This is a genomic window from Bradyrhizobium sp. 31Argb (assembly GCF_043638955.1).
GTDB lineage: Bacteria > Pseudomonadota > Alphaproteobacteria > Rhizobiales > Xanthobacteraceae > Bradyrhizobium.
The window spans coordinates 12,608-32,956 of the sequence record NZ_JBEGDB010000065.1; the positions used below are offsets into that span (position 1 = coordinate 12,608).

Annotated in this window: 18 protein-coding genes and 1 pseudogene; 12 read left to right on the plus strand and 7 right to left on the minus strand. The window is 59.8% G+C overall.

Features of this window, described 5'->3' with window-relative positions; translation table 11 throughout:
- Positions 1-26 precede the first annotated feature (26 nt).
- On the plus strand, positions 27-221 hold the full coding sequence (locus AAFX91_RS15375) for a transposase (RefSeq protein WP_283813529.1): 195 nt from the start codon (positions 27-29) through the stop codon (positions 219-221).
- Positions 222-1,493: 1,272 nt separating this feature from the next.
- Here AAFX91_RS15375 and AAFX91_RS15380 read toward each other — a convergent pair.
- On the minus strand, positions 1,494-2,390 hold the full coding sequence (locus AAFX91_RS15380; RefSeq protein ID WP_282530449.1) for a LysR family transcriptional regulator: 897 nt from the start codon (positions 2,388-2,390) through the stop codon (positions 1,494-1,496).
- 110 nt (positions 2,391-2,500) lie between these two features.
- Between AAFX91_RS15380 and AAFX91_RS15385 the strand changes: the two genes are divergently transcribed.
- Complete coding sequence (locus AAFX91_RS15385; RefSeq protein WP_394567017.1) at positions 2,501-3,376, plus strand: SDR family oxidoreductase; 876 nt, start codon at positions 2,501-2,503, stop codon at positions 3,374-3,376.
- 31 nt (positions 3,377-3,407) lie between these two features.
- A pseudogene (locus tag AAFX91_RS15390) lies at positions 3,408-3,628 on the plus strand (AtaL-like protein); the annotation flags it as partial.
- A 668-nt stretch (positions 3,629-4,296) separates the two neighbouring features.
- Here AAFX91_RS15390 and AAFX91_RS15395 read toward each other — a convergent pair.
- Positions 4,297-4,956: a glutathione S-transferase family protein gene (locus tag AAFX91_RS15395; RefSeq protein ID WP_394567018.1), complete on the minus strand. Its 660-nt coding sequence runs from the start codon at positions 4,954-4,956 to the stop codon at positions 4,297-4,299.
- Positions 4,957-5,432: 476 nt separating this feature from the next.
- Between AAFX91_RS15395 and AAFX91_RS15400 the strand changes: the two genes are divergently transcribed.
- Both AAFX91_RS15400 and AAFX91_RS15405 read left to right on the plus strand, forming a co-directional pair.
- Positions 5,433-6,113: a TetR/AcrR family transcriptional regulator gene (locus AAFX91_RS15400; RefSeq protein ID WP_394567019.1), complete on the plus strand. Its 681-nt coding sequence runs from the start codon at positions 5,433-5,435 to the stop codon at positions 6,111-6,113.
- Positions 6,114-6,588: 475 nt separating this feature from the next.
- Positions 6,589-7,425 carry a M24 family metallopeptidase gene (locus tag AAFX91_RS15405; RefSeq protein ID WP_394567020.1) on the plus strand — a complete coding sequence of 279 codons (837 nt, stop codon included), beginning with the start codon at positions 6,589-6,591 and terminating at the stop codon, positions 7,423-7,425.
- A 95-nt stretch (positions 7,426-7,520) separates the two neighbouring features.
- On the opposite strand, the gene AAFX91_RS15410 is transcribed toward AAFX91_RS15405, so the two are convergent.
- Entirely contained in the window at positions 7,521-8,822 is a 1,302-nt protein-coding gene (locus AAFX91_RS15410) for a PQQ-dependent sugar dehydrogenase (protein ID WP_394567026.1), read from the minus strand.
- A 221-nt stretch (positions 8,823-9,043) separates the two neighbouring features.
- On the minus strand, positions 9,044-9,361 hold the full coding sequence (locus tag AAFX91_RS15415; protein WP_394567021.1) for a hypothetical protein: 318 nt from the start codon (positions 9,359-9,361) through the stop codon (positions 9,044-9,046).
- A 700-nt stretch (positions 9,362-10,061) separates the two neighbouring features.
- On the opposite strand from AAFX91_RS15415, the gene goxA reads away from it, so the two are divergent.
- The 3 genes from goxA to AAFX91_RS15430 all read left to right on the plus strand — a co-directional run bounded on the left by goxA (position 10,062) and on the right by AAFX91_RS15430 (position 13,313).
- The gene (gene goxA / locus AAFX91_RS15420) at positions 10,062-12,026 is read left to right on the plus strand and encodes a CTQ-dependent glycine oxidase GoxA (RefSeq protein ID WP_394567022.1); all 1,965 of its coding nucleotides are present in this window, start codon (positions 10,062-10,064) and stop codon (positions 12,024-12,026) included.
- Complete coding sequence (locus AAFX91_RS15425) at positions 12,026-13,060, plus strand: NAD(P)/FAD-dependent oxidoreductase (protein WP_394567023.1); 1,035 nt, start codon at positions 12,026-12,028, stop codon at positions 13,058-13,060. Before goxA ends, AAFX91_RS15425 begins: the two co-directional genes overlap by 1 nt.
- 79 nt (positions 13,061-13,139) lie before the next feature.
- On the plus strand, positions 13,140-13,313 hold the full coding sequence (locus tag AAFX91_RS15430; protein WP_245476648.1) for a RidA family protein: 174 nt from the start codon (positions 13,140-13,142) through the stop codon (positions 13,311-13,313).
- A 162-nt stretch (positions 13,314-13,475) separates the two neighbouring features.
- Here the strand turns inward: AAFX91_RS15430 and AAFX91_RS15435 are convergent, their stop codons facing one another.
- Positions 13,476-13,898 carry a CBS domain-containing protein gene (locus AAFX91_RS15435; protein ID WP_130582153.1) on the minus strand — a complete coding sequence of 141 codons (423 nt, stop codon included), beginning with the start codon at positions 13,896-13,898 and terminating at the stop codon, positions 13,476-13,478.
- 203 nt (positions 13,899-14,101) lie between these two features.
- Positions 14,102-14,572, minus strand: coding sequence for an aminoacyl-tRNA deacylase (locus AAFX91_RS15440; RefSeq protein WP_130582152.1), 471 nt, complete (start codon positions 14,570-14,572; stop codon positions 14,102-14,104).
- A gap of 317 nt (positions 14,573-14,889) precedes the next feature.
- Here AAFX91_RS15440 and AAFX91_RS15445 point away from each other — a divergent pair, with 317 nt between their 5' ends.
- The 4 genes from AAFX91_RS15445 to AAFX91_RS15460 all read left to right on the plus strand — a co-directional run bounded on the left by AAFX91_RS15445 (position 14,890) and on the right by AAFX91_RS15460 (position 18,605).
- Complete coding sequence (locus tag AAFX91_RS15445; RefSeq protein ID WP_394567024.1) at positions 14,890-16,830, plus strand: FUSC family protein; 1,941 nt, start codon at positions 14,890-14,892, stop codon at positions 16,828-16,830.
- Positions 16,827-17,036 (plus strand): DUF1656 domain-containing protein, encoded by a 210-nt coding sequence (locus tag AAFX91_RS15450; protein ID WP_130582149.1) that lies wholly within the window; start codon positions 16,827-16,829, stop codon positions 17,034-17,036. Before AAFX91_RS15445 ends, AAFX91_RS15450 begins: the two co-directional genes overlap by 4 nt.
- Complete coding sequence (locus AAFX91_RS15455; protein ID WP_130582148.1) at positions 17,033-17,941, plus strand: HlyD family secretion protein; 909 nt, start codon at positions 17,033-17,035, stop codon at positions 17,939-17,941. The genes AAFX91_RS15450 and AAFX91_RS15455 overlap by 4 nt, the downstream gene beginning before the upstream one ends.
- Positions 17,942-18,209: 268 nt before the next feature.
- The gene (locus tag AAFX91_RS15460) at positions 18,210-18,605 is read left to right on the plus strand and encodes a DUF930 domain-containing protein (RefSeq protein ID WP_245476650.1); all 396 of its coding nucleotides are present in this window, start codon (positions 18,210-18,212) and stop codon (positions 18,603-18,605) included.
- A 155-nt stretch (positions 18,606-18,760) separates the two neighbouring features.
- Here AAFX91_RS15460 and AAFX91_RS15465 read toward each other — a convergent pair whose 3' ends face one another.
- Positions 18,761-19,801, minus strand: coding sequence for an alpha/beta fold hydrolase (locus AAFX91_RS15465; RefSeq protein ID WP_394567025.1), 1,041 nt, complete (start codon positions 19,799-19,801; stop codon positions 18,761-18,763).
- Between the last annotated feature and the right edge of the window lie 548 nt (positions 19,802-20,349).

A 20,349-nucleotide genomic window follows, 5' to 3' on the forward strand; every position in this document is an offset into this window, starting at 1 on the left:
CGCGTCTCCGTGCTATCACGCAGCCGGTGCGGCGGCTTGAGGCCTTCACTGGAGCCGGCCGTCGGCGGAAGTGGAGCGACGAGGACAAGGCGCGGGTTGTTGCGGAGATCATGGTGAGTGGCGACCCGGTCTGTTCGGCAGCACAACGGCACGGATTGTCGCCGCAGCAGTTGTTTGGCTGGCAACGTCAGTTGAGAGAGGCAGTGGACGATCATATTTAGATCAGCGCCGACAACGACGTCATTCATGGCAGGCCGGGGCCGCGGTAGTGGATGGAGCTTGCCAGCTATCGCGAGTTCGTTGACGGCGATGGCGGATACTGGACCACGCAACATTCGAGCAAAACGTTCGTCAGGTGTTGGTATGATGATCGGGATGAACGCACAGCTATTCCCCAACTCGCCTAAAATGATCGGTTGCGCTGCGTCAGTGTGTCATCACCCCGGCGCTGTAGTCGGCTTCACTGCTAGGCGATGGCGGAAGCATCGAACTTTCCGCCGTCGTCGGCTGCCCATCGTGAGAGGATGCGATGCATTTGCTACGATCCGGCGTCCAATCTTGTGCAGGACTCGCTCTCGGTGATGTCATCGCCGGGCCAAGTTGAAGTGATGTTCGACACCATATCCAGATCGCTGCCACACGTTTAGACGGGCATGCGAGCAGTATCCTCGGCTATCAATTCGTGACCGATCGAGACACTCCGACGATGTCCGAGAGTGGGTCCAAGGGCCAGTCTTGGCGGTCTGACCCAAGCCGCGACACAGCAGCTGAGTCTGGCCAGCGGTCCACCGTGCGGCAGCTGCGTGCCGCCGAGCAGCGTCCCATCATCATCGCGAAGTTCCTCGGTTTCGGCAATGGCACGCCCGCCGACCGGCCAAGCTTTCAGCGAGCACTGTCTTGGTCAAGAACGCCGCAACGAATTTTGTGAAACGACCATGAACAAAACGGGACGGAAACGCTCGACGCAGCAAGAAAAATCAACAGCTTAAAAGATATTCGCTGCGTTCGGAACGCAATGGTCGCTCTCGGTCAGGTCAGATCGCAACTCGAACCGAATATAGATATCGGTGGTTGCGCCCCCGGGATTTGAGCCTACCCCTCTTACGCGGGGATGGATCGCTCACAAACGGCGGCTCTTGGCGGACTTTCACGACTCGGCCTCGCGAGTCAGGCTGCCTTCCGATAGGAAAACAGGGCTCCTGCGATAGCGATATGGCGGACCTCCGCCACCATGCCAAGCTCTCAGGCCACCATGCTAAGGACAAATACCGGTTCGCCGCGTCGGTGATTGCGTATGATTCCCTCCCTGGGCACCACGCTTCGCCAATCGGCTACGCGTGGCGAGCCCGACGAGCGACGGGCCGCGTCCGGCGTAGCCCGAAGGGCGAAGACGGATGGTTCGATTCCGCCCCCTGGGCACCGTTTTGGCGCCATTCAGTGCAGAGTTGCGAACTCAGTCCAGCACAATGGATGCCCGCTTCGCGCCATAGCCGTCATCCGTCGCTGATGTAACTAGCAAGTTCGTCTGGAGTCCCCTCTGGAAAGGCGGCCTTCAGAAACTCGAGGAAGGCTGAAACGCGTGCGCTGAGTAAACGGCGGGAGGGATAGAGCGCCCACAGGGCGATATCCGGCCCATCGACGTCGGCCCAATGCACCAGCCGTCTGGCAGAGATATCATGCTTCACAAGGGATATCGGAAGTCGCGCCGCGCCGACGCCCGCGCGCACGGCATCGCGGATCATCGGAAGCGACGAAAGCCTAAGGATCGGATTGGCGGTTAACCGCGATTTCCCCGAGGACGTCACCACGTCCCAGGTCTCGGTTTGATTGCCGCCGCCGCGAACGACCGCCGGAACCATTGCGTCTTCGACGCCGCGGGCAAGCGATGGGCTCGCGACAACGACCAAACGGTCGTGCAGAAAGACGCGACCGATCAGACTTTCATCAGGTGCCGGATTGACGCGGATAGCAAGATCGTAACCTTCTTCGATCATATCGACCCCTCGATCCTCGGCCGTGACCTCAAGGCTGACGTCAGGAAATTTCAACGCGAACCCGCCTGCAAGTTTGCCCATCGCTGTCTGTGAAAAGAGCAGCGGGGCACTGATCCGCAACCGCCCCCGCGGCTTGGTTCCCCCGGAAGCGATGGTTGCCGCTGTCTCATCAAGTTCGACGAGCAAGGCGCTCGTGCGCTCGTAGAGCGCCCGTCCCTCCTGCGTGAGTTTCAGTGCGCGCGCGCTCCGCTCGAACAACCGCAAATTCAGGCTGGCCTCCAATTCCGAGACGCGGCGCGACAAGGTCGCCTTCGGGCGGAGCGTAGCGCGGGCCGCTTTTCCAAAGCCGCCGTGACGAGCCACCAGACTGAAATCGGCCAGAGCCAGCAGGTCCATAGCGTTCCACCTGTGAGACAGAGTGTCCATATATAACGACTATTGGCGCGAATATGGATCACTAATTTGAGCCATGCCACTTCGGCATCCCCATATTAGGAGTGAAATCCATGACCATCCTCGTTACCGGCGCTACTGGCCGTGTCGGCCGCCATGTCGTCCAGCAACTCGTCAATCGCGGCGTTCGCGTGCGCGTGCTCACCCGCGATCCCTCAAAAGCCGACTTTCCGGCCAATGTCGAAGTCGCGCAGGGTGACCTGCTCGACATCGGCTCGCTGCGGGCCGCGTTCGACGGCGTCAGTACGCTGTTCCTGCTCAACGCGGTTACGGGCGACGAATTCACGCAAGCGATCATCACCTTGAATGTTGCCCGCGAGGCTGGCGTCAATCGGGTGGTTTATTTGTCGGTGATCCACGCCGATCGCTTCGTGAACGTGCCGCATTTTGCAGTGAAGTCCGGCGCCGAGCGGATGCTAGAAGCGATGGACTTCAGCGCAACCATTCTGCGCCCGTCCTACTTCATCGACAACGAACTCATGATCAAGGACGTCATCTTCAACTACGGCCTCTATCCGATGCCGATCGGCAACAAAGGTGTCGCCATGGTCGACGCCCGCGATATTGCCGAGGTTGCAGCGATCGAACTGATCCGCAGGGACCAAGCGCCCGGCAAGCTGCCGATCGAGACCATCAACCTGGTTGGTCCGGATACGCTGACCGGTTCGGACGTGGCCGCGATCTGGTCCGAGGTGCTGGGCCGCTCAGTCGCCTATGGCGGCGACGACCCCAGTGGCTTCGAGCAGAGCATGGCGACCTTCATGCCGAAGTGGATGGCCTATGAGATGCGCCTGATGGCCGAGCGCTACGTCAGTGACGGCATGATTCCAGACCATGGCGACGTCGAGCGCCTGACCACGATCCTGGGCCGCCCGCTGCACTCCTACCGCGACTTCGCAAACGGCATGGCCGCTACGGCCTCCAAGTGAGTGGACAGTCAGATATTGAGGGAGATCGATCATGATTTACTCAACCGCGACAGCCCGGTGAACCCGGACGGTGAAACCAGACTGACCCGCGAGCAGATCTGGAAGGGTCTCGAGCTAAAGGCGCGCGATGCTCGCCTTTTCCTACCGCAAGGTCTCTGCACGCATTGCGAGGTCGTCGAAGAGAATTCGACGCACTTCGTGCGCGAAGCAACCATCGCCGGCTCGAACCTCCGTGAGATCATTACACTCGAGCCGCACTTCTTGCCGAGGGCAGGCTCTGATTCATCTCGACCGCAACTGGAACGACCGCCGCCTCGGGCGGTCGTTTCGCAAGTGGAAACCAGGCGCCACTTCGCCCCATTTGTGACCGCCGGGGAAGGTTGACTTCAGTCTTCAGGTCAGGCGACAGAAGCATCTCTGCAGCCAAGGAGCGGCGCGCATCTACTCGTTACACCATCTCGCGCCAAGCAAGCGCAGCGAACATGAGATCTTATTAATCACTCTGTTTCCGCCAAGGTCGGAGGTGGGTGCCCAAGTATTTATTCACCATGGGCGTAATGACAAATATGATGGACGCTACCGTAACTGGCGTCAGAATGAGAGTGCGGTGCCAAATCTGCCAATCGCTCGTAATCGGCCCCAGCACGTAGAGCAAAGCCGTCACCAGGGGATATACGGCAAAGACCATCACCACCGTCAGACGCGCTTTCGACAACCGAACACTTCGCTCGGTCGGACTTGCAGGCGTTTCATCGGATGAAGATTGCGGTTTTGTTTTCTTGAGAACCATGAAATCAGCCCAACCTAATCAAGCGGTGCAAATGGCAAGTTGCCGTGTCAGCATCCTCTCGCACGAGATCGACCCGCCCCTTCGCGTTGACGCCCAGGACAGCCCTCTCCTCGCACCGGGGATGATCGAGCTAAGGCCCGTCATCGCGGCCTGCAGCTCCTCGCGCGGCGGACGCCAGCGCCCGCGGCATCAGTTCATAGGGATGCGCCCAGCCCGGATAGGAGGCAATTCGGTCAAGCCACGCTCCAATGTGCGGATATTGGCTTCGGTCGATCCCGGTTTCTTCGTGATAGAATTGATAGGCGCACATCGATATATCCGCGATCGTCAAGTCATCTCCGACCACGAACGGGCGATCTTTCAACCGCTCTTCCACGATCTCGAGAGCAATGATCGCTTGGCCCCGCAGCCACTCCGTCACCGCGCTTTCGGGCAGTCCTCTGAGCCCCCTCACGAAACGAAGCGTTGCGTAGCTGGGTGTGAAGCGATGATTGTCGAAGAGTATCCATCGCAATATCTCGCGGCGCTCTTCGTCTGTTTTGCCACCGAACAGACCTGTCGCCTCCGATAGATAAGTGAGAATCACGCCTGATTGCGACAATGTCAGATTGTTCGCCTTCAACACGGGCAGTTCGCCCATCCCGCTTACCTTAGCGCGGAATTCAGCGCGGCTCGCGTCATTGAAAAAGTCGACGAAGCGCGGCCGCCAACTGAGGTTGCAGAGGCTCAACATCAGCGCGACCTTGTAACAGTTCCCCGATTCGGCGCGGCAATAAAGCTCAAATTCCATTTTTCGCCTCGGCCCAAGCCAATTCCGCTGGTTCCGCGCGTTGCCACGACAGCGACACCGCTCAGCACGATATATTCGATACGTATCGTTTCGTTATTGGAATTGCAAGATGCCCTTGCACGTTTGCGAGATTTCCTTGCCGCAAGAGCGAGCGCAACAGGCCATTCAAAGCGGCAAGACTTGATGGCGCCCCGTTCAACGCGCTCGCTCGATCTCCTCAAGCATTCGGCGCTGTGGCCTATCGCCCCGCCGGTCCGGGTCCCCAGGTGATATTGCTGGCCCGGCAAACGATCTGACTTCGCAGCCTCGCAGATCGCATCTGCACCTCATGCTGAACTATCGGCGATATCTGTGCCGATTGATCGGTGACGTGCTCCGAATATACAGTTAGAGCCCTCAGGCTCTTCGGTTGATCTGCATCACCCCCCGCAGGATTCACGGCTGCCCGAAATGCGCCGGAAGGAACAGACCAGGTTATGAAGAAAGCGGATTTGGCCAACGAAACAAAGGCAACAGGACGGCCGCGCAGTGCAGCATCGAGAAGAGCCATCCTCGAGGCAACGCATTCATTGCTGGACTCGACGACGGTCCGAGATCTCACGATTGAGGCGATTGCGCAGAAAGCCGGCGTCGGAAAAGCGACTATCTACCGCTGGTGGTCCAGCAAAACGGCTATCGTCATCGAGGTCTTCCTGGACTCGATGATTTCGAATACGCCCATTCCTCGCGCTGACAGCGCCGCCGACGCAATCAGAAAACACCTTGTACTACTGATCAAACAGTATCGGGGCAAATTGGGTCGGATAGTCGCCGAGATCCTGGCTGAGGGACAATTCGAACCCGAAATTCTCGCAGAATTTCATCGCCGTTTCTTCGCTGATCGTCGGGCAGCGGTCCGCGAGGTAATTGAAGCCGGCGTGCGCGATGGCGAGTTTGCAGCAACTCTCGACATCGACGCGGTGATTGACATGCTTTACGGTGCTGTGAATTTTCGCCTCATCGCAAAGCATCTTCCTCTCGACATTCGTTTCGAGCGCTCGCTTTCTGACCTTTCATCCAGAGCGTTGGGAGTCGAAGCAAGCGCTTTACCGAAGGTCGTTGGAAATCAGTCCGAGGCAGCGCTTCGTAAAAAAGGAGGGCTAAAGACCGGTCACTAACTTGCAGCGGCGAGTTGCTGCAATGTGCCAAAACAGTCTGCGAACTCTCAACTGGCTTTTCTTAGGGCAAGGTCTTTCGCGACCTCCCATGTAGATGGTTTTAAGTTTGGCCGGCCAGAACGACGCAGAATTTTTCAGTTGCGATTCCCGAGGCCTATCATCCAATTGGTGACCACAGCGGAGCATTTATGCATTGGCTCCGCCAAATGTCTGAACAACAGGGGCACCGAGCAAACTGCCGGATCGGGTTATATCCGTCCATTGGCGCCTGGCCTACAAGTCCGGTGAAGTGCTCGGCTGTGGGCGAAGGTGGTAAGTCTCCAAAATCGGATGATTGATATCCCGACCGAATAGTATTTGTCTCGTTATATCAATTCGGATACAATGAACCATTTACGAAGTAGCTCCGATCGTATCGAATGCGTTCGTGAAATTCGGACCTGATGCATCGCAGGCTAGAGCATGATCCGGAAAAGTGGATACCGGTTTTCCGAAAAGATCATGCTCAAACAAAAAGATAGAGCGGGATGATGATTCGAAGAAAAATCATCACGCTCTAGTCAGCCAAAAGGCAAAGAACATCCACCGACGCGAGTTGCCTTGGGATTGTGGAGTCTTGGGCGTGAAGCAAGGACAGAAGATACCTTCAAAAAGGCGTGTCGCGCTCATTGAGGCAGAGCGAAGGGCAGCTACGCTGTTTGACGAGATCGAAAGGCGAAACCTTGTCAGAGCGGGGCGGACGGAGCGAGAGGTCAAGCAAGAGATTTACGCGATCGCATTGCAACAGTTTGGCGTTGAGAAGCACTGGCATAAGCGCATTGTGCGGGCGGGCACGAATACTTTGACGCTTGCCGCCGACAACCCGCCGGTCCGCAGCATCGAGGCAGACGACATCGTCTATGTGGATTTAGGACCTGTCTTCGAGGACTGGGAAGCGGATCTCGGTCGTACCTATATTCTGGGTAATCATCCTGGAGGACCGTTAGTCGAAGCCTTACCAATCGTCTTCGAAAAGGTGCAGGCCCATTACCATGCATCACCCGACATAACAGGCTCCGAACTATACGCGTATGCACAAAAGGCGGCGGCGGAGGCTGGATGGCTTTTTGGCGGTGCGATCGCAGGCCATCTTGTGAGTGAATTCGCTCACGCTCAGATCCCTGGAAATAGGGACTTGAATCGGATACAGCCGGGGAACACGAAGCGCATGGACGATCCTGACGAACTCGGCCGGGAGCGGCACTGGATCCTGGAAATCCATCTCGTTGAACCACACGGCTCATACGGTGGATTTTATGAACGCCTGCTATGACGGCTCTTTCGAATCGCCTGTCTACAACCATTGCCACCTCCGGTAACTTTGATGTCGCGCTTTTCGAAGTCATAGGAACGTACTGGCAGGTGCGCTCAGGCGCCCGTTACACGCCAGATCACATCGCCAACATCGTCCGCCACCAGAACAGAACCGTCGGGGCCGAGCGCTACCCCGACCGGTCGCCCGTAGGATTCCCGCTCATCCGGTGCGAGGAATCCGCTCAGGATGTCCCGCGGCGGGCCGGATGGGCGCCCGTTCTCGAAGGGCACGAACACGACCTTGTAGCCGCTCAGCGTGCTGCGATTCCAGGAGCCGTGCTGTCCGATTGCCATGCCATCGGGAAAGCCCGGAAGCGTGCCGGCTGGCAACCAGCATAGACCCAGCGATGCCGTGTGCCCGCCAAGGGCGTAGTCCGGCGTGATGGCCGTTGCGACCAAGGCCGGATCCTGCGGGACGCGATCGTCAACCGTCTGCCCCCAGTAGCAATAGGGCCAGCCGTAGAAGCCGCCGTCGCGGACCGAGGTCAGATAATCCGGAGGTGTCTCGTCGCCGATCCCATCGCGCTCGTTGACGACCGTCCAGAGCGCGCCGGTCTGCGGCTCCCATGCGAGACCCACGGGGTTGCGCAGGCCGCTCGCAAAGATGCGGCTGTTGCCGCTCGCAAGATCGAGCTCATAGACGCAGGCCCGCCCTTCCTCGACCTCCATGCCGCTCTCGGCGATGTTGCTGAGCGAGCCGACCCCGACATAGAGCTTCTTGCCATCGGGGCTCGCCAGCAGGCTTCGCGTCCAATGCCCGGCAGGCTTGAACTCGACAAGTTTGCGCCCCTCGGCGGTGATGCGGCTCGTGCCCCCCGCATACGAAAACGCTACGACGCCGTCGGTGTTGCCGACATAGAACGTCTCGCCTACCAGCGCCATGCCGAACGGCTGGTTCAGCCCCTCCATGAATGTCTCTCGTATTTCTGCGACGCCATCGCCGTCGCGGTCGCGCAACAGCGTAATACGGTTCGCGCTGACGCCAAGTGCATCGGCCCGTCTCATCGTCGCCTGCATCGCATAGTGGAACATGCTCCTGGGAGGGCCTGCGACCTGCGTCGCCTCGGCAATGAGCACGTCGCCATTTGGCAACACTTCGATCCAGCGCGGATGGTCCAGGCCGGCCGCAAATGCGTTGACCTTCAGCCCCGGTCCCGCCACGGGTTTTTGGCCGGCGCTCCAGCCCCTGGCCGTCGGCATCTTGAGCGTCGGGATCGCGCCTTGCGACTTCGCTAACGGAATCTGCGGATCATCGCCCCATGCCGGCTTTGGTGCTGCCCCCTGCAACCGACGCCACAATAGCGCGGCACCGCCGACCAGCGCGACGAAGCGCGCAAAGAAGCTGGAAAAATTCATCGAGATTCCTTGTTGGTTGCCCTGGCTTTCGGATGCCGGGTGGATCTTGAAGGCGCAGATCGCGAATATCAGGTTGACGATCTGCCGGTTGGGTTCATGCCAACGTGACAATTTTGGCTGATGTCGCGATTGCAGTCGATGATCTCCCAAGTGGTCTCAACCGCGATTGCAAGGCAATCGCCGGAGGCCCGTCGGCTGGACCGGCCAAAATCCGTTAGCCGTCAACGTCCCACAATAAGCTTTAGCGAACCGAGGAAAAGCGGTTCTGTTCGAAAATGGGCAAACCGCTCGTCCCATCGGCCGAATTTGATATCCCGTGACAGATCGTTTTCGAAGCGCTGTATGGCGGCGTCGTCGACAAAAGCCCACGCCGAGCAGGCACGGCGCGCCTCAGGGTTCAAGAGCATTTCGGGGCGACCGAAATACGCCTCGTTGAAGCCGTCGGTGCAGTCCAGCGGAATTGGAACCGGCAGGAGCTCGGACTGGTCGCCAAGTGGGGCGCCAATTCCTTGCGTGGAAGGGTATCTGCTGGCTTCCACGGCGATGACCTCAGGACAGTATGGCTGAAGCCAAAAGCGATCGAGTTCGGCCGGCTCGCAACCACCGATTCTTGCGAAACTCGGCGAAGACGATCCAGAAGGATCGCCTTCGCATTTTGGGAAGTGCGGGTGTGCGTCTTGTCAAGACGATTGAGATCGTTTGACTAGGTCTGCAAGCGCTCCAAGGATACACGACGCGATTGCTGCAGGAGGTTGGACATTCTGTTCGGCTTCAGGAAATGGCTGTCTTACCCTGAGAGTAGTGACAATGATCCACTCTCGCACGCCTTTCCGGACAGGGGCCTCGAAAATTGGGCCGCATTAGCGACATATCTCAGATTATTTTCGCGAAAAATTGCCGTACGTTGTTTGGTAAACGCGCGCAGCTAAATGTAACGAATGTGACACAATGTAACGAGATGTAACGAAAGATGTGACTCCGGCGCATCAATGCAGGGTCATTACTTGGGAATTACTTTGCGAAGTTCTTTGTGTTGGTTCTCGCAGCGCAGTCGTGAAAGCCACTCGGCTGCTCGCGGCAATCACATATTAAAGATTCGGCGTTCATGTAGGCGATCGATCGCTTCGGCATTTGATTGGAGTGTTGCGGCATCGTTGTCGGTCGCGATGCGACGGAATTTCGTCGTCGCGCCATCGCACGAGGTTGCACGAGCTACATGGAATGGAAGGACTGTCATATATGAAGCGTCGCGATTTTCTGATTGGTGCATCCGCTTTCGGTTTGGCTGCGCCTGCGCTTTTTAGGGCCGCCGTATCGCCAGTGGACGCGCAGCAGGCCGCACCTGCGGGAGCGCGCATTGTTCGCGCCGCAATCTTTCCCGCGATTGGCTTCTCACGTGTCGGCAACGGTGACGAGTGGTTTCTGGCGCCCGAGGTTCCCGGTCTGATGAACGAGCCTCCGGGAGGATTCAAGCAGGGACCAAGCAGCATCAAGAAACAGGTCCAGCGCTTCCGCGTGTACGGTTATGACGATCAGGGACGCGTGGTGCGCGAACTGGGAGCGTCCGATGGTGTGCGCTGGACGGTGCACGTCGCGAACACCAAGGCTGCCTGGTATGGCTATTCGAATGCCTTGGACGGAGGCGCGCAGGCTCCCGGTATTCCGGGCGCACAACGCAATGCCTTCATCGAACCTGCCCGTCGCGAACAAATGCTGGCGATTGACGCGGGGGCAGTCCGCATCGATGGCGCATCGAAGAATACGGATGGCCGGGATGCCGCCTATCAAATGGCAGGTCAGTTCTGGAAAAAGCTGCCAGTGAAACTCGGTCATCTCCGCACTGACGATGCAGGCCGGCTGCTGGTATTCCCGGCGGACGGAATATCCAACAGTGCTTTGGCTCAGAATCCGGTGCGCGACTTCACCAACAACGATGGTTGGCACGACGACTGGTGCGATGGCTGGGTGAAAGCCACAGTACGCGTCGGGGATGCAGATGTCGATTGCGAACCGGCGTGGGTCGTGTGCTGCGGACCGAAGTTTGCTCCCCAGATTGAGCCGATTGTCAGCCTTTATGATGCCGCGCGCGAAGCAATGATCGCTACGGGACATATGAAGGCGGTCGCCGGTCAGGTTTCCTTCCGTCGCGACGTACTGCCTATTCTGCGGCGCTCCGGGATGATGCAGTGGGTCGCGCAGGCCTCGTATCTCGGCAAGGCTTGGATGGATCTCGACGATCTTTCGGATCCGGCGGTGATCAAGTCGTTGGCGGATACGGGAGCAAAGACACGCCCCGCCCGAGAGAAGGTGCTCGCGGCGTTCCGTAAACCCGGTGGTGACGATACCCGTTCGGACGCCCTGCCTCCGATGCTCGGTGACGGCGTCAATTTTCCGGGCAGCCCGACCAGTTGGCTCACGCTTACATCCAGCCAATACAGAATTCTGAGCGACTGGGCGAAGGGCGACTTTATCAACGATCTCGATGATCCTGCAGCCGATGCCGTCAAGCAGCTCGATGACATGCCATTGTCGTTGCGTCCGGAAGCATTGACGCGCGCTGCGCTCGATGCCTGTTCTGGCGGAGCCTTCCATCCCGGCGTCGAGATCACTTGGCCTATCCGTCATGCGGCGCTCTACCGTTCGACGAAGGAGACGTCGCTACCGTTCCGTATCGCGATTTCGAACCGAAAGAGTCTGGTTCAAAATATCGGACTGCAACTCAATCCGCAGAATGTGTTCTCAGGTGATCCGCAGCGACCGCAGGATGGGGCTCCCGTTGGACCGCAGGCGCCTGGCGACCTCACGCGCTGGATGGGTGTTCCGTGGCAGGGCGATGCATTCAGCTGCCAATCTGTGCTGACGGGCGAGGGGTTCCCGACGCCAGTGTGGTGGCCCGCGCTTCTGCCCGTCGATGTCCTGCCGGAAGGGTTCTACAAGCAGATGATGCGTACTGACCTTCCGATGGAGGAGCGCCTACGCTTCTATCACGCGCGTGTCGCCTGGTCGCGCGGCGCGGCCGGCGTCGGCCTGCACGTCGATGCAAGCTATACAGACGGCCTGCGCCGGATGATCGAGCTCTGGACGCAGATGGGCGTTGTCGTGCGTCGTAGTGGCCCCAAGGATATTCCTGGCGTTCCTGCAGAAGTCTTCGTCGAGGTGCAGCGCGGTTCGACGGATTTGGCCGCGAACAAAGAATTGAAGTAGTGACAGAACGTCAGGCCGTCATTTTGGGGGCGGGCATGGCCGGAATGGCATGTGCCCGCATCCTGTCGCGTCGCGGGATTGATGCCCTTCTTGTCGCCCCACCGTCGGATGTTGCCAGTCGGGGCGAAACGCTGTCGTTCCGGGCGGGCCCCTATCTGGAAACACTTGGATGGCATGGCCTGCTTGATGCGGAGACGGCGTTAGTCAATCAGGGCAGCTATTCCGTGTGGGGCAATAGAGCGCTGCGTCGTGGCATGTTCCACCAGGAAGAAATGTCGGGCTGGCACATCGATCGTTATCGGCTTGAGGCTCGGATGGCGGAAACACTTGAAGCCGATGGCGTAGATCGCGTCTTCTGCGAAGCCCGGCAGTTCTCGAGATCTGAAACCGGAATCGCCGTTGAGCTTGCTGACGGATCACCGGTAAATACGCGGCTGTTGGTTGATTGCTCAGGCCGCTCCGCTGTGACCGCAGGTCCAGCGGTGACGCTCCGTCGCCTCGACAAGCTCGTGGCCTGCTACAGTGTCTTCACCCTTGATGAGGACGTTGAGGCCATCCCTGTTACGCTTGTTGAGGCTGTGGCGATAGGGTGGTGGTATACGTCGTTGCTGCCCGGCAGCCGTATGCTGGTGGGACTCTTTACCGACTCTGATCTGCTACCGGCGGGATTCCGCAAAAATGCCGGTCTGTGGGCTGACCTGGCGTCGCAAACGACGGCGATCTCTCCGCGCTTGTCGAGTCTTGGTATGGATCTGGCCGCGGCGCCTGAACTGCATTTCGCCGCAGCCAGTGCATTGGATCCGCTCGCCGCGAACGGACTTGCTACCGCCCTGTGGAGCGGAATTCAGGCAGCCGAAAGCGTTGTTGGACTTCTCACGCAAAACGACGGGACGAAAGCGGTTCAGTATCAGCAGCAGTTCCTGCAAGGCATCGCGTCGCACCTTGCCGTGCAAACGGCGATGTATGCCTCCGAGCACCGCTTCACCGACGCGCCATTCTGGCAGCGACGACGAGGTCCGTGGTTGGAAAATTGATCGATGCAATCGTTCTCAGTTGCTGAGGCGCGAGCAGGTCGCCGCTGCCGAAGGCGCGTCACTAAGAGATGCGGTACGCTTGACCATCTATGTATCTGATGTCGTGCGTTTACGTCCTGTGGTGAATAAGGTGCAGGAAGATCTTTGGGGCAAAGGCCCTTATCCGCCACGTACTGTTCTCGAGGTTCGAAAGCTCGATCAGGATGACATCGCCGAGGTCGATGGAACGTTCTATGCGCCACTGAAGAAATAGCATCGGGTCGCCATGGAGCGGCTTGGCCAAATGACCAAGCCTTTTCTCTCGCGACAAACGCGAAGCGTTTGCGTCGGAAGATCATGCTCAAACAAAAAGCTAAAGCGGGATGACGATTCGAAGAAAAGTCATCACGCTTGAGTTGTCACGCCGGTCGCGCCATCAGTGATGGGCCGAAACGCTCCTGAGGCACTCTGACAGGAGATTGTCGCCAGACGTGGAATGGCTGACATCGCCGAGACTGAGGATGCCGACCATCCGCTTGCTCTTGTTGATCACTGGCAATCTGCGGACCTGCAGCTTCTCCATGTGATGCATCGCCTTCGCGAGGTCATCGTCTTCCCGGCAGCAATGGATGCCTTCGGTCATGACATCGCGCGCCGTCGCGCGACGAGCATCGAAGTTGTTGCTCGCAAGCCCTTTGCAGACGATATCGCGGTCGGTCACCATCCCGATCAGCCGATCGTCCTCTCCGATCGGAATGCAGCCGATGTCGTGCCCCCGCATCAATTTCGCGAGTTCGGTGACGGGGGTGTCGGGGCTGACCCAGTCGACGCCCTTGTGCATCACTTCTTTGACTTTCATGGCGGACCTCCGTTACTGGATTTCAGGTGCACTTGATGCAACGCATTTGCCCAGGGCATGATCCGGAAAAGTGTGAAGCGGTTTTCCCTCGCGACAAACGCGCAGCGTTTGCGCGGAGATCATGCTCAAACAGTAACCTAAGCGCGATGATGATTCATCCTCGTCTCTTCGCGCTTTAGCGGCAGATGCGCGCGACCAATCCTTTAGTCGTGCGCGCTAAAGCGCCCATGCGGTGCGTTCGCCGTCAGGCGCGCAAACTGCTCGTGCGTGAGATGAAGCAGGGTCTCATGATCGCCGGCTTCCATATAGATTTCCGGCTGTGTCTCGATGCTGTCGTCGACGATGATATCGAGCCCATAGCACTTGCCAACGGCGGGAACGGCGCCGTGCGCGCAGTCGCGGAACAGTTGATTGATTTCGGTTTCATCCGCCATATCGACATTATCACCGAGCGTCGTCCGCAGCTCGGACAGGCGGAGGTGGTGCGATGCGGGCACGACGGCGAGAATATATTCGCCGTCGCGTCGCAACACGATGCCCTTGGCGAGACGATCGCCCGAGATATGGGATACTTCAGCCGTGCGAGTGGACGACATGCTCAGCTCGTGCTGGATCTCCTCGTATTGGATGTTTTCAGCGGCCAGGTATTTTTGCAGTGTGGGAGCGATGGACATAACCGTGACCTCCGGTGCGGGTAGGCAAACCATCCGCCGTAAGGTCTTCCTGCCGAGCCTCGCCTTACGATGGGCGGCTGCGTCATTATAAGGCCAACATATTCCTTCCATCCGCCGGCTGCAATTCTTCGTCAGTGGCTGGGTTGCGATGCAAACGCCTCGACTTGGCGTTGGTATGCTTTCTGTCTTTGCCTCCAACAGGCGATCGTCGCGGCGTATGGATCACCGATAAGGCAGCGTTCTTGGCCCAATTCGTCATCTTGAGGAAGCGCGGCGCGCCGACCCCCGATGGCATACGATGACAGCGGAATTGTTGTTTGAAATTTGAATCCGAACTTTCCCGTCGTCCACACGGCCTAGCGGGCGCAACGAGTTCCAAGGCGCTCTCCCGTGTGCTGGGAACGGTGGTTGGCGCAATCGTCAGCGTCATCCTAGTCCCCAATCTCGTCAATGCCCCCGAATTGCTCTGCCTGGTCGTTGCACTCTGGGTCGGCCTTTGTCTGTATTTGTCGCTGCTCGAGCGCAGCCCGCGCAGCTATGCCTTCATGCTTGCCGGATACACGGTAGCGCTGATCGGCTTTCCCGCCGTCTCGGACCCCGGCAGCATCTTCGACACTGCGCTCGCGCGCGTCGAGGAGATCACGCTCGGCATCATCTGCGCGACCCTGGTGTCGACAATCGTATTCCCGCGCAGCGTCGCCCCCGCCGTCGCTGCCCGCGTCAACAATTGGCTGTCCGACGCAAGCCGGCTCAGCCAGGATGTTCTCTCCGCCCGTGGCGCCGAGCGGGTCCATCGGGCGCAACGCTTGCGGCTGGCGACCGACGCCGTCGAAATCGACGCGCTCGCTGGTCACCTGGCCTATGACCGCTTCGCGGACGCAAATGCCGTCAGCGGATTGCAGGCGCTTCGCCTGCACATGCTGATGCTGCTGCCGCTCCTGTCCTCGATCACCGATCGGATCGCAGCACTTGGCGGCCGGTTGGGCGAATGCTCGCCGCAATTGCCGCGGCTGCTTGATGATCTCGGGCGCTGGCTCGCGGCTGACGCCGGCGAACGGCAACCGGCCGATGTGCTGCGCGCCGCGATCATGTCACTGCGGCCGAAGCTCGATGCCCATTCGTCTTGGGATCAGGTCACGGCGGCGAACCTGCTGATACGCCTGCGCGAGCTCGTCGATGTCTCGGATGATTTCCGGGTGCTCAACCGCGCCATTGCCGTTGGCAAGGACGTCTCCGGCCTTCGGCTGGCATTCCTTCCTGAGGCCAGCATTGCTCCGGCGCGACACCGCGACCACGGCTTGGCACTATGGTCGGGGGCTGGCGCGGCTTTCGCGATCCTGGTCTGCTGTGCCTTCTGGATCGGGACAGGCTGGGTGGACGGCGCATCGGCCCCGATGATGGCGGCCATAGGCTGTTCCTTCTTCGCCGCGCAAGATCATCCCGCGCCCAGTATTCGCAGCTTCGCATGGTGGTCACTGGCCTCGGTCGCGGTCGTCGCCATTTATTTGTTCGCCATCATTCCGGCAATCTCCACGGTCGAGGTGCTGATTGCGGCCCTGGCGCCGTCCTTCATCCTGTTCGGCGTTCTGATCGCGCGGCCCCGGACCAACTTCATTGGCATGGCGCTGGCAGCCAATTCGGCCACCTTGCTGGCGCTGCAGTCGACTTACGACGCAGACTCTGCGAGCTTTACAAATGCCGCCATCGCATTGCTGCTGGGAATGGCGGCGGCTGCGGTCATTACCAGGCTGGCGCGGTCGGTCGGAGCCGAGTGGGTCGCGCGGCGCCTGATGAAAACCAGCTGGGCGACGCTAGCACTCACGGCAGAGCGGCGCGGCAAGAACGACCGGGCACGCTTCGCCGGGCTGATGCTGGATCGCCTCGGCCTGTTGGTCCAGCGCTTCGCCGTGATTCCCGAGGTCGATCGCCGCGACGTCGACGGTCTGACCCAGCTCCGGGTCGGCCTCAACATCATCGATCTGCGCCGGGCCCGTCACAAGCTGACGCCGGCGACGCTCAGTGCAATCGACGACATGCTGGACCAGCTTGCGCTAGCGTGTCGCGAACACGTCTCGGGCCCGCTGCCGCCTGAACTGCTCAGGCTGATCGATGTTGCGCTCGCCGAGGCGCTCAACGAGCCCGAAGGCGGTGCCAGAGATGATGCGCTGATCGGCTTGATCGGCATCCGGCGCGGGCTGTTTCCGGACGTCTTGGCCTACCAGCCTCAATCACCTGATCCACGGAATCTAGCGGCATGAGATATGAGATCGATATCTATGGCGTGCTCGCGCCCGCGCTTCTGCTGTGGCTGATCATTGCCTATGCGTTGAGCGCCCTGCTGCGCAAGACCCTGCGCAAGACCGGACTTTACCGGCTGGTCTGGCATCCCGCGTTGTTCGACCTGGCCCTGTTCGTCTGCCTTTTGGGAGGCGTCGTCTATTTGTCTTCGGAGTATCTGTCGTGAAGAGATTTTTCTTCGTGCTTGGCCGTCTTGCGCTGACGGGTATCGCTGTCGCAGCGGCTGTGAATGTCGCGATCCATCTGTGGGACTACTACGTGGAGGCACCATGGACGCGAGACGGGCGGGTGCGCGCCGATGTCGTCCAGGTCACGCCTGACGTTTCGGGTTTGGTCACGGACGTCCTGGTGCAGGACAACCAGAAAGTCCATCGCGGCGACGTCCTCTTTCGCATCGACCGCGCCCGCTTCGCGCTCGCCTTGCAGCAGGCCGATGCCGTCGTCGCAAGCCGTCGCGCTGCCCTCGATCAGGCAAATAGCGATTTGAAGCGCTATCGCACGCTGACCACTGATGCCGTCTCCCAGCAGAAGCAGGAGCAGGTGCTGGCGACGCAGCAGCAAGCCCAGGCCGGCTACGACCAGGCGGTGGCCGATCGCGACCTTGCCCAACTCAATCTCGACCGCAGCGAAGTGCACGCATCGGTCAACGGCACGATCTCGAACATGAACCTGCGTCCCGGCACCTATGTGATGGCGGGCAAAGGGGTGATGGCGCTGGTGGATACCGACACGCTCCGCGTCGAGGGTTATTTCGAGGAAACGAAGCTGCCACGCATCCATGTCGGCGATGCTGTCAGGATCCGCCTGATGGGCGACAAGGGGCGCCTGACCGGACATGTGGAAAGCATTGCTGCCGGCATAGAAGATCGTGACCGGGCCGAGGGGACAAGCCTTCTTGCCAACGTCAACCCGACCTTCAACTGGGTTCGTCTGGCGCAACGTGTCCCCGTGCGCATCGCTCTCGACCAAGGAGCGGGCCAGGCCGAACTCGTCGCCGGCCGCACGGCGACGGTCGAGATCGTCGGGTCGACCAACAACGGGCTATCGAGGCGTGCCGACGCTGCTCGCTAGAGCATGTCCTCACAAGCGGTGCTATGGATTGCTTCGCTTCGCTCCCGAAGCGGCGCGCGGCAACGCCGCCGCCGAGATTATTGAGAGCAGGGGCTTTCCCACTGGCATCGACAGCGAGAAGCTAGTAAGCGTGCGCCATGTTCTACGCGACGCGATGCCGGACGAGCCGCTTTATGGCGGGCTTGCCTGCGCTGGACCGCCCCGACCGGCTGCGAGCCGAGTCAGGTGAGCGGTACTCGTCGACCAACCTCGCGACTGCTTGAGAAAGATGAACATCCCAGCTCGCCTTACGCTTTGTGTCGCCCTGCTTGCCACGCTTGAATGCGCTCCGGCGACAGCCAAAACGATTCAGCAACAGTTGCTGTCTTTGGACCCGCAAACACGTATCGAACAGCGCTGCAATGGACGGGCAGCGGGTTTGATTGGACGGGAGCACAGTGCTTTCAAGCCGGATGAGGTCGTTGCTTATGCGTTTGCCGAGCCCGTGCTGAAAGGAAATGCGCTCCAAGCGTCTGGAGCGGCCATCCGAAGTCGGGGACATTGGTACCATCTTTCCTACGCGTGTCGCGTCACGTCGGACGGGCTCGGCATCGAGACTTTCAGCTACAAATTGGGGGCAGAGGTTCCTCGTGCGATATGGGCCGAACACTATCTCGTCCCGTAGCTAACCGACCAAAGGCGAAGGAGATCACAAGCGGCAGGAGTCTTTGTGGGTGCTTGTTGCGGGATAGATCAGATCATGATCCGATTCCGTCCAATCGGATCATGATTTGGCGCCGCGCCAAGGATGGTGGGTTACGCCTTGTGGTTTCGCCTGCGCTATTTCGTCAGCATCGCTCCGGTTTCCGGATGCTGCAGCCATCCCAGCACCGCGTCGTGGAATCGTGCGGGTGCCTGGATTTGTGGGGCGTGGCCGAGGTCGGGGAATTCGATCAGTTGCGCGTGCGGGAAACGCTTCGCCGCCTCCTTGCCGAGCACGGGATAGTTGCCGAGCTTGGGGCGAATGTCCGGCGGCGCGAGGTCCTTGCCGATGGCGGTGGTGTCCTTGTCGCCGATCAGGAGCAGCACTGGCGTGGTGATGCGCTCGAATTCGTAGAACACCGGCTGGGTCGCGATCATGTCATAGAGCCGCGCCGAGCTCGAGGCCACGGTCTCGCGCCCGGGACCGCGATATAGGCCGGCCAGCATCTGCACCCAGGGTTCGTATGACGCGTCCCAGGCGTTGGCATAGTAGGTCGCGCGCTCGTAGGCGCGAATGGTGTCGGCGGTCACGCGCTTCTCGCGCTCGTTCCAGCCGTCGAGGCTGAGCCACGGCACGCCCTTGGCCGCCCAGTCCTCCAGGCCGATCGGATCGACCAGCACGAGCTGATCGACGGCCGCCGGATACATCAGCGCATAGCGCATCGCGAGCATGCCGCCGGTCGAATGGCCCATGATCACCGAACGCTCGATGCCGAGTGACGCCAATAGCGCGCGGGTGTTGCCGGCGAGCTGCTGGAATGTGAATTGATAGCGCTCAGGCTTGCTGGATTTGCAGAACCCGATCTGATCTGGCGCGATCACCCGATAGCCGGCCGCCGTCAGCGCCTTGATCGAGCCTTCCCAGGTGGCGGCGCAGAAATTCTTCCCATGCAGCACCACGACGGTGCGGCCGTTCGGGTTCGACGGCTTCACGTCGAGATAGGCCATCTCCAGTTCCTGGCCTTGCGAAGAGAATCGATAGCGCTCCACCGGGAAGGGGTATTCGAAGCCCTGCAGCTCCGGTCCATAGGCCGGCCCGCCATCGGCAGCGGAGGCCGGTGAACTCAGGCTCAGAGCGGTGGTCAATGCGAGACCGAACAGGGTGGCAAAACGGATCATCGGGCAATCCTGCAGAATTGAAGCGCTAGGCGTCCTCGGACTAACGCAGCACTGTGACGCTATCCAGAAGGCCTGCGATGATTTGTTTGTGATCGATCGGGAGATCGGCCAGCTCACCTGCTGCCAACGCACCGTCATTCCGGGGCGCGCGAAGCGCGAGCCCGGAATCCATTCATCCGCGGTCGCAAGCGGTGAAATGGATTCCGGGCTCGTCCTTCGGACGCCCCGGAATGACAGCGTGTGTTGAGGCGCGAGCTGCGACAAATCAACCCGACGGGCAAATCACCAAAAGTCTGTCCAGTGCTTCGCGCAAAAATAAATCGCTTAACCCGTCGGGCAAATCAGTGATTTAACTCCGCGCGTCTCACCCGAACGAGGGGCGGGTCGCGATCGTCACGAACGTTGCGGTGAGATGCGGTGGATGAGGGTGTCGCGACTGACGAGCGTGACATCAGCGGACGGCGAAGTCGAGTGGTCCTGGCGCCCCGACGCTGGCGCTAAGTTTTTCGCGCGAACAAGTTCGCGCGAGAGATGACGGTGGCAAGAAA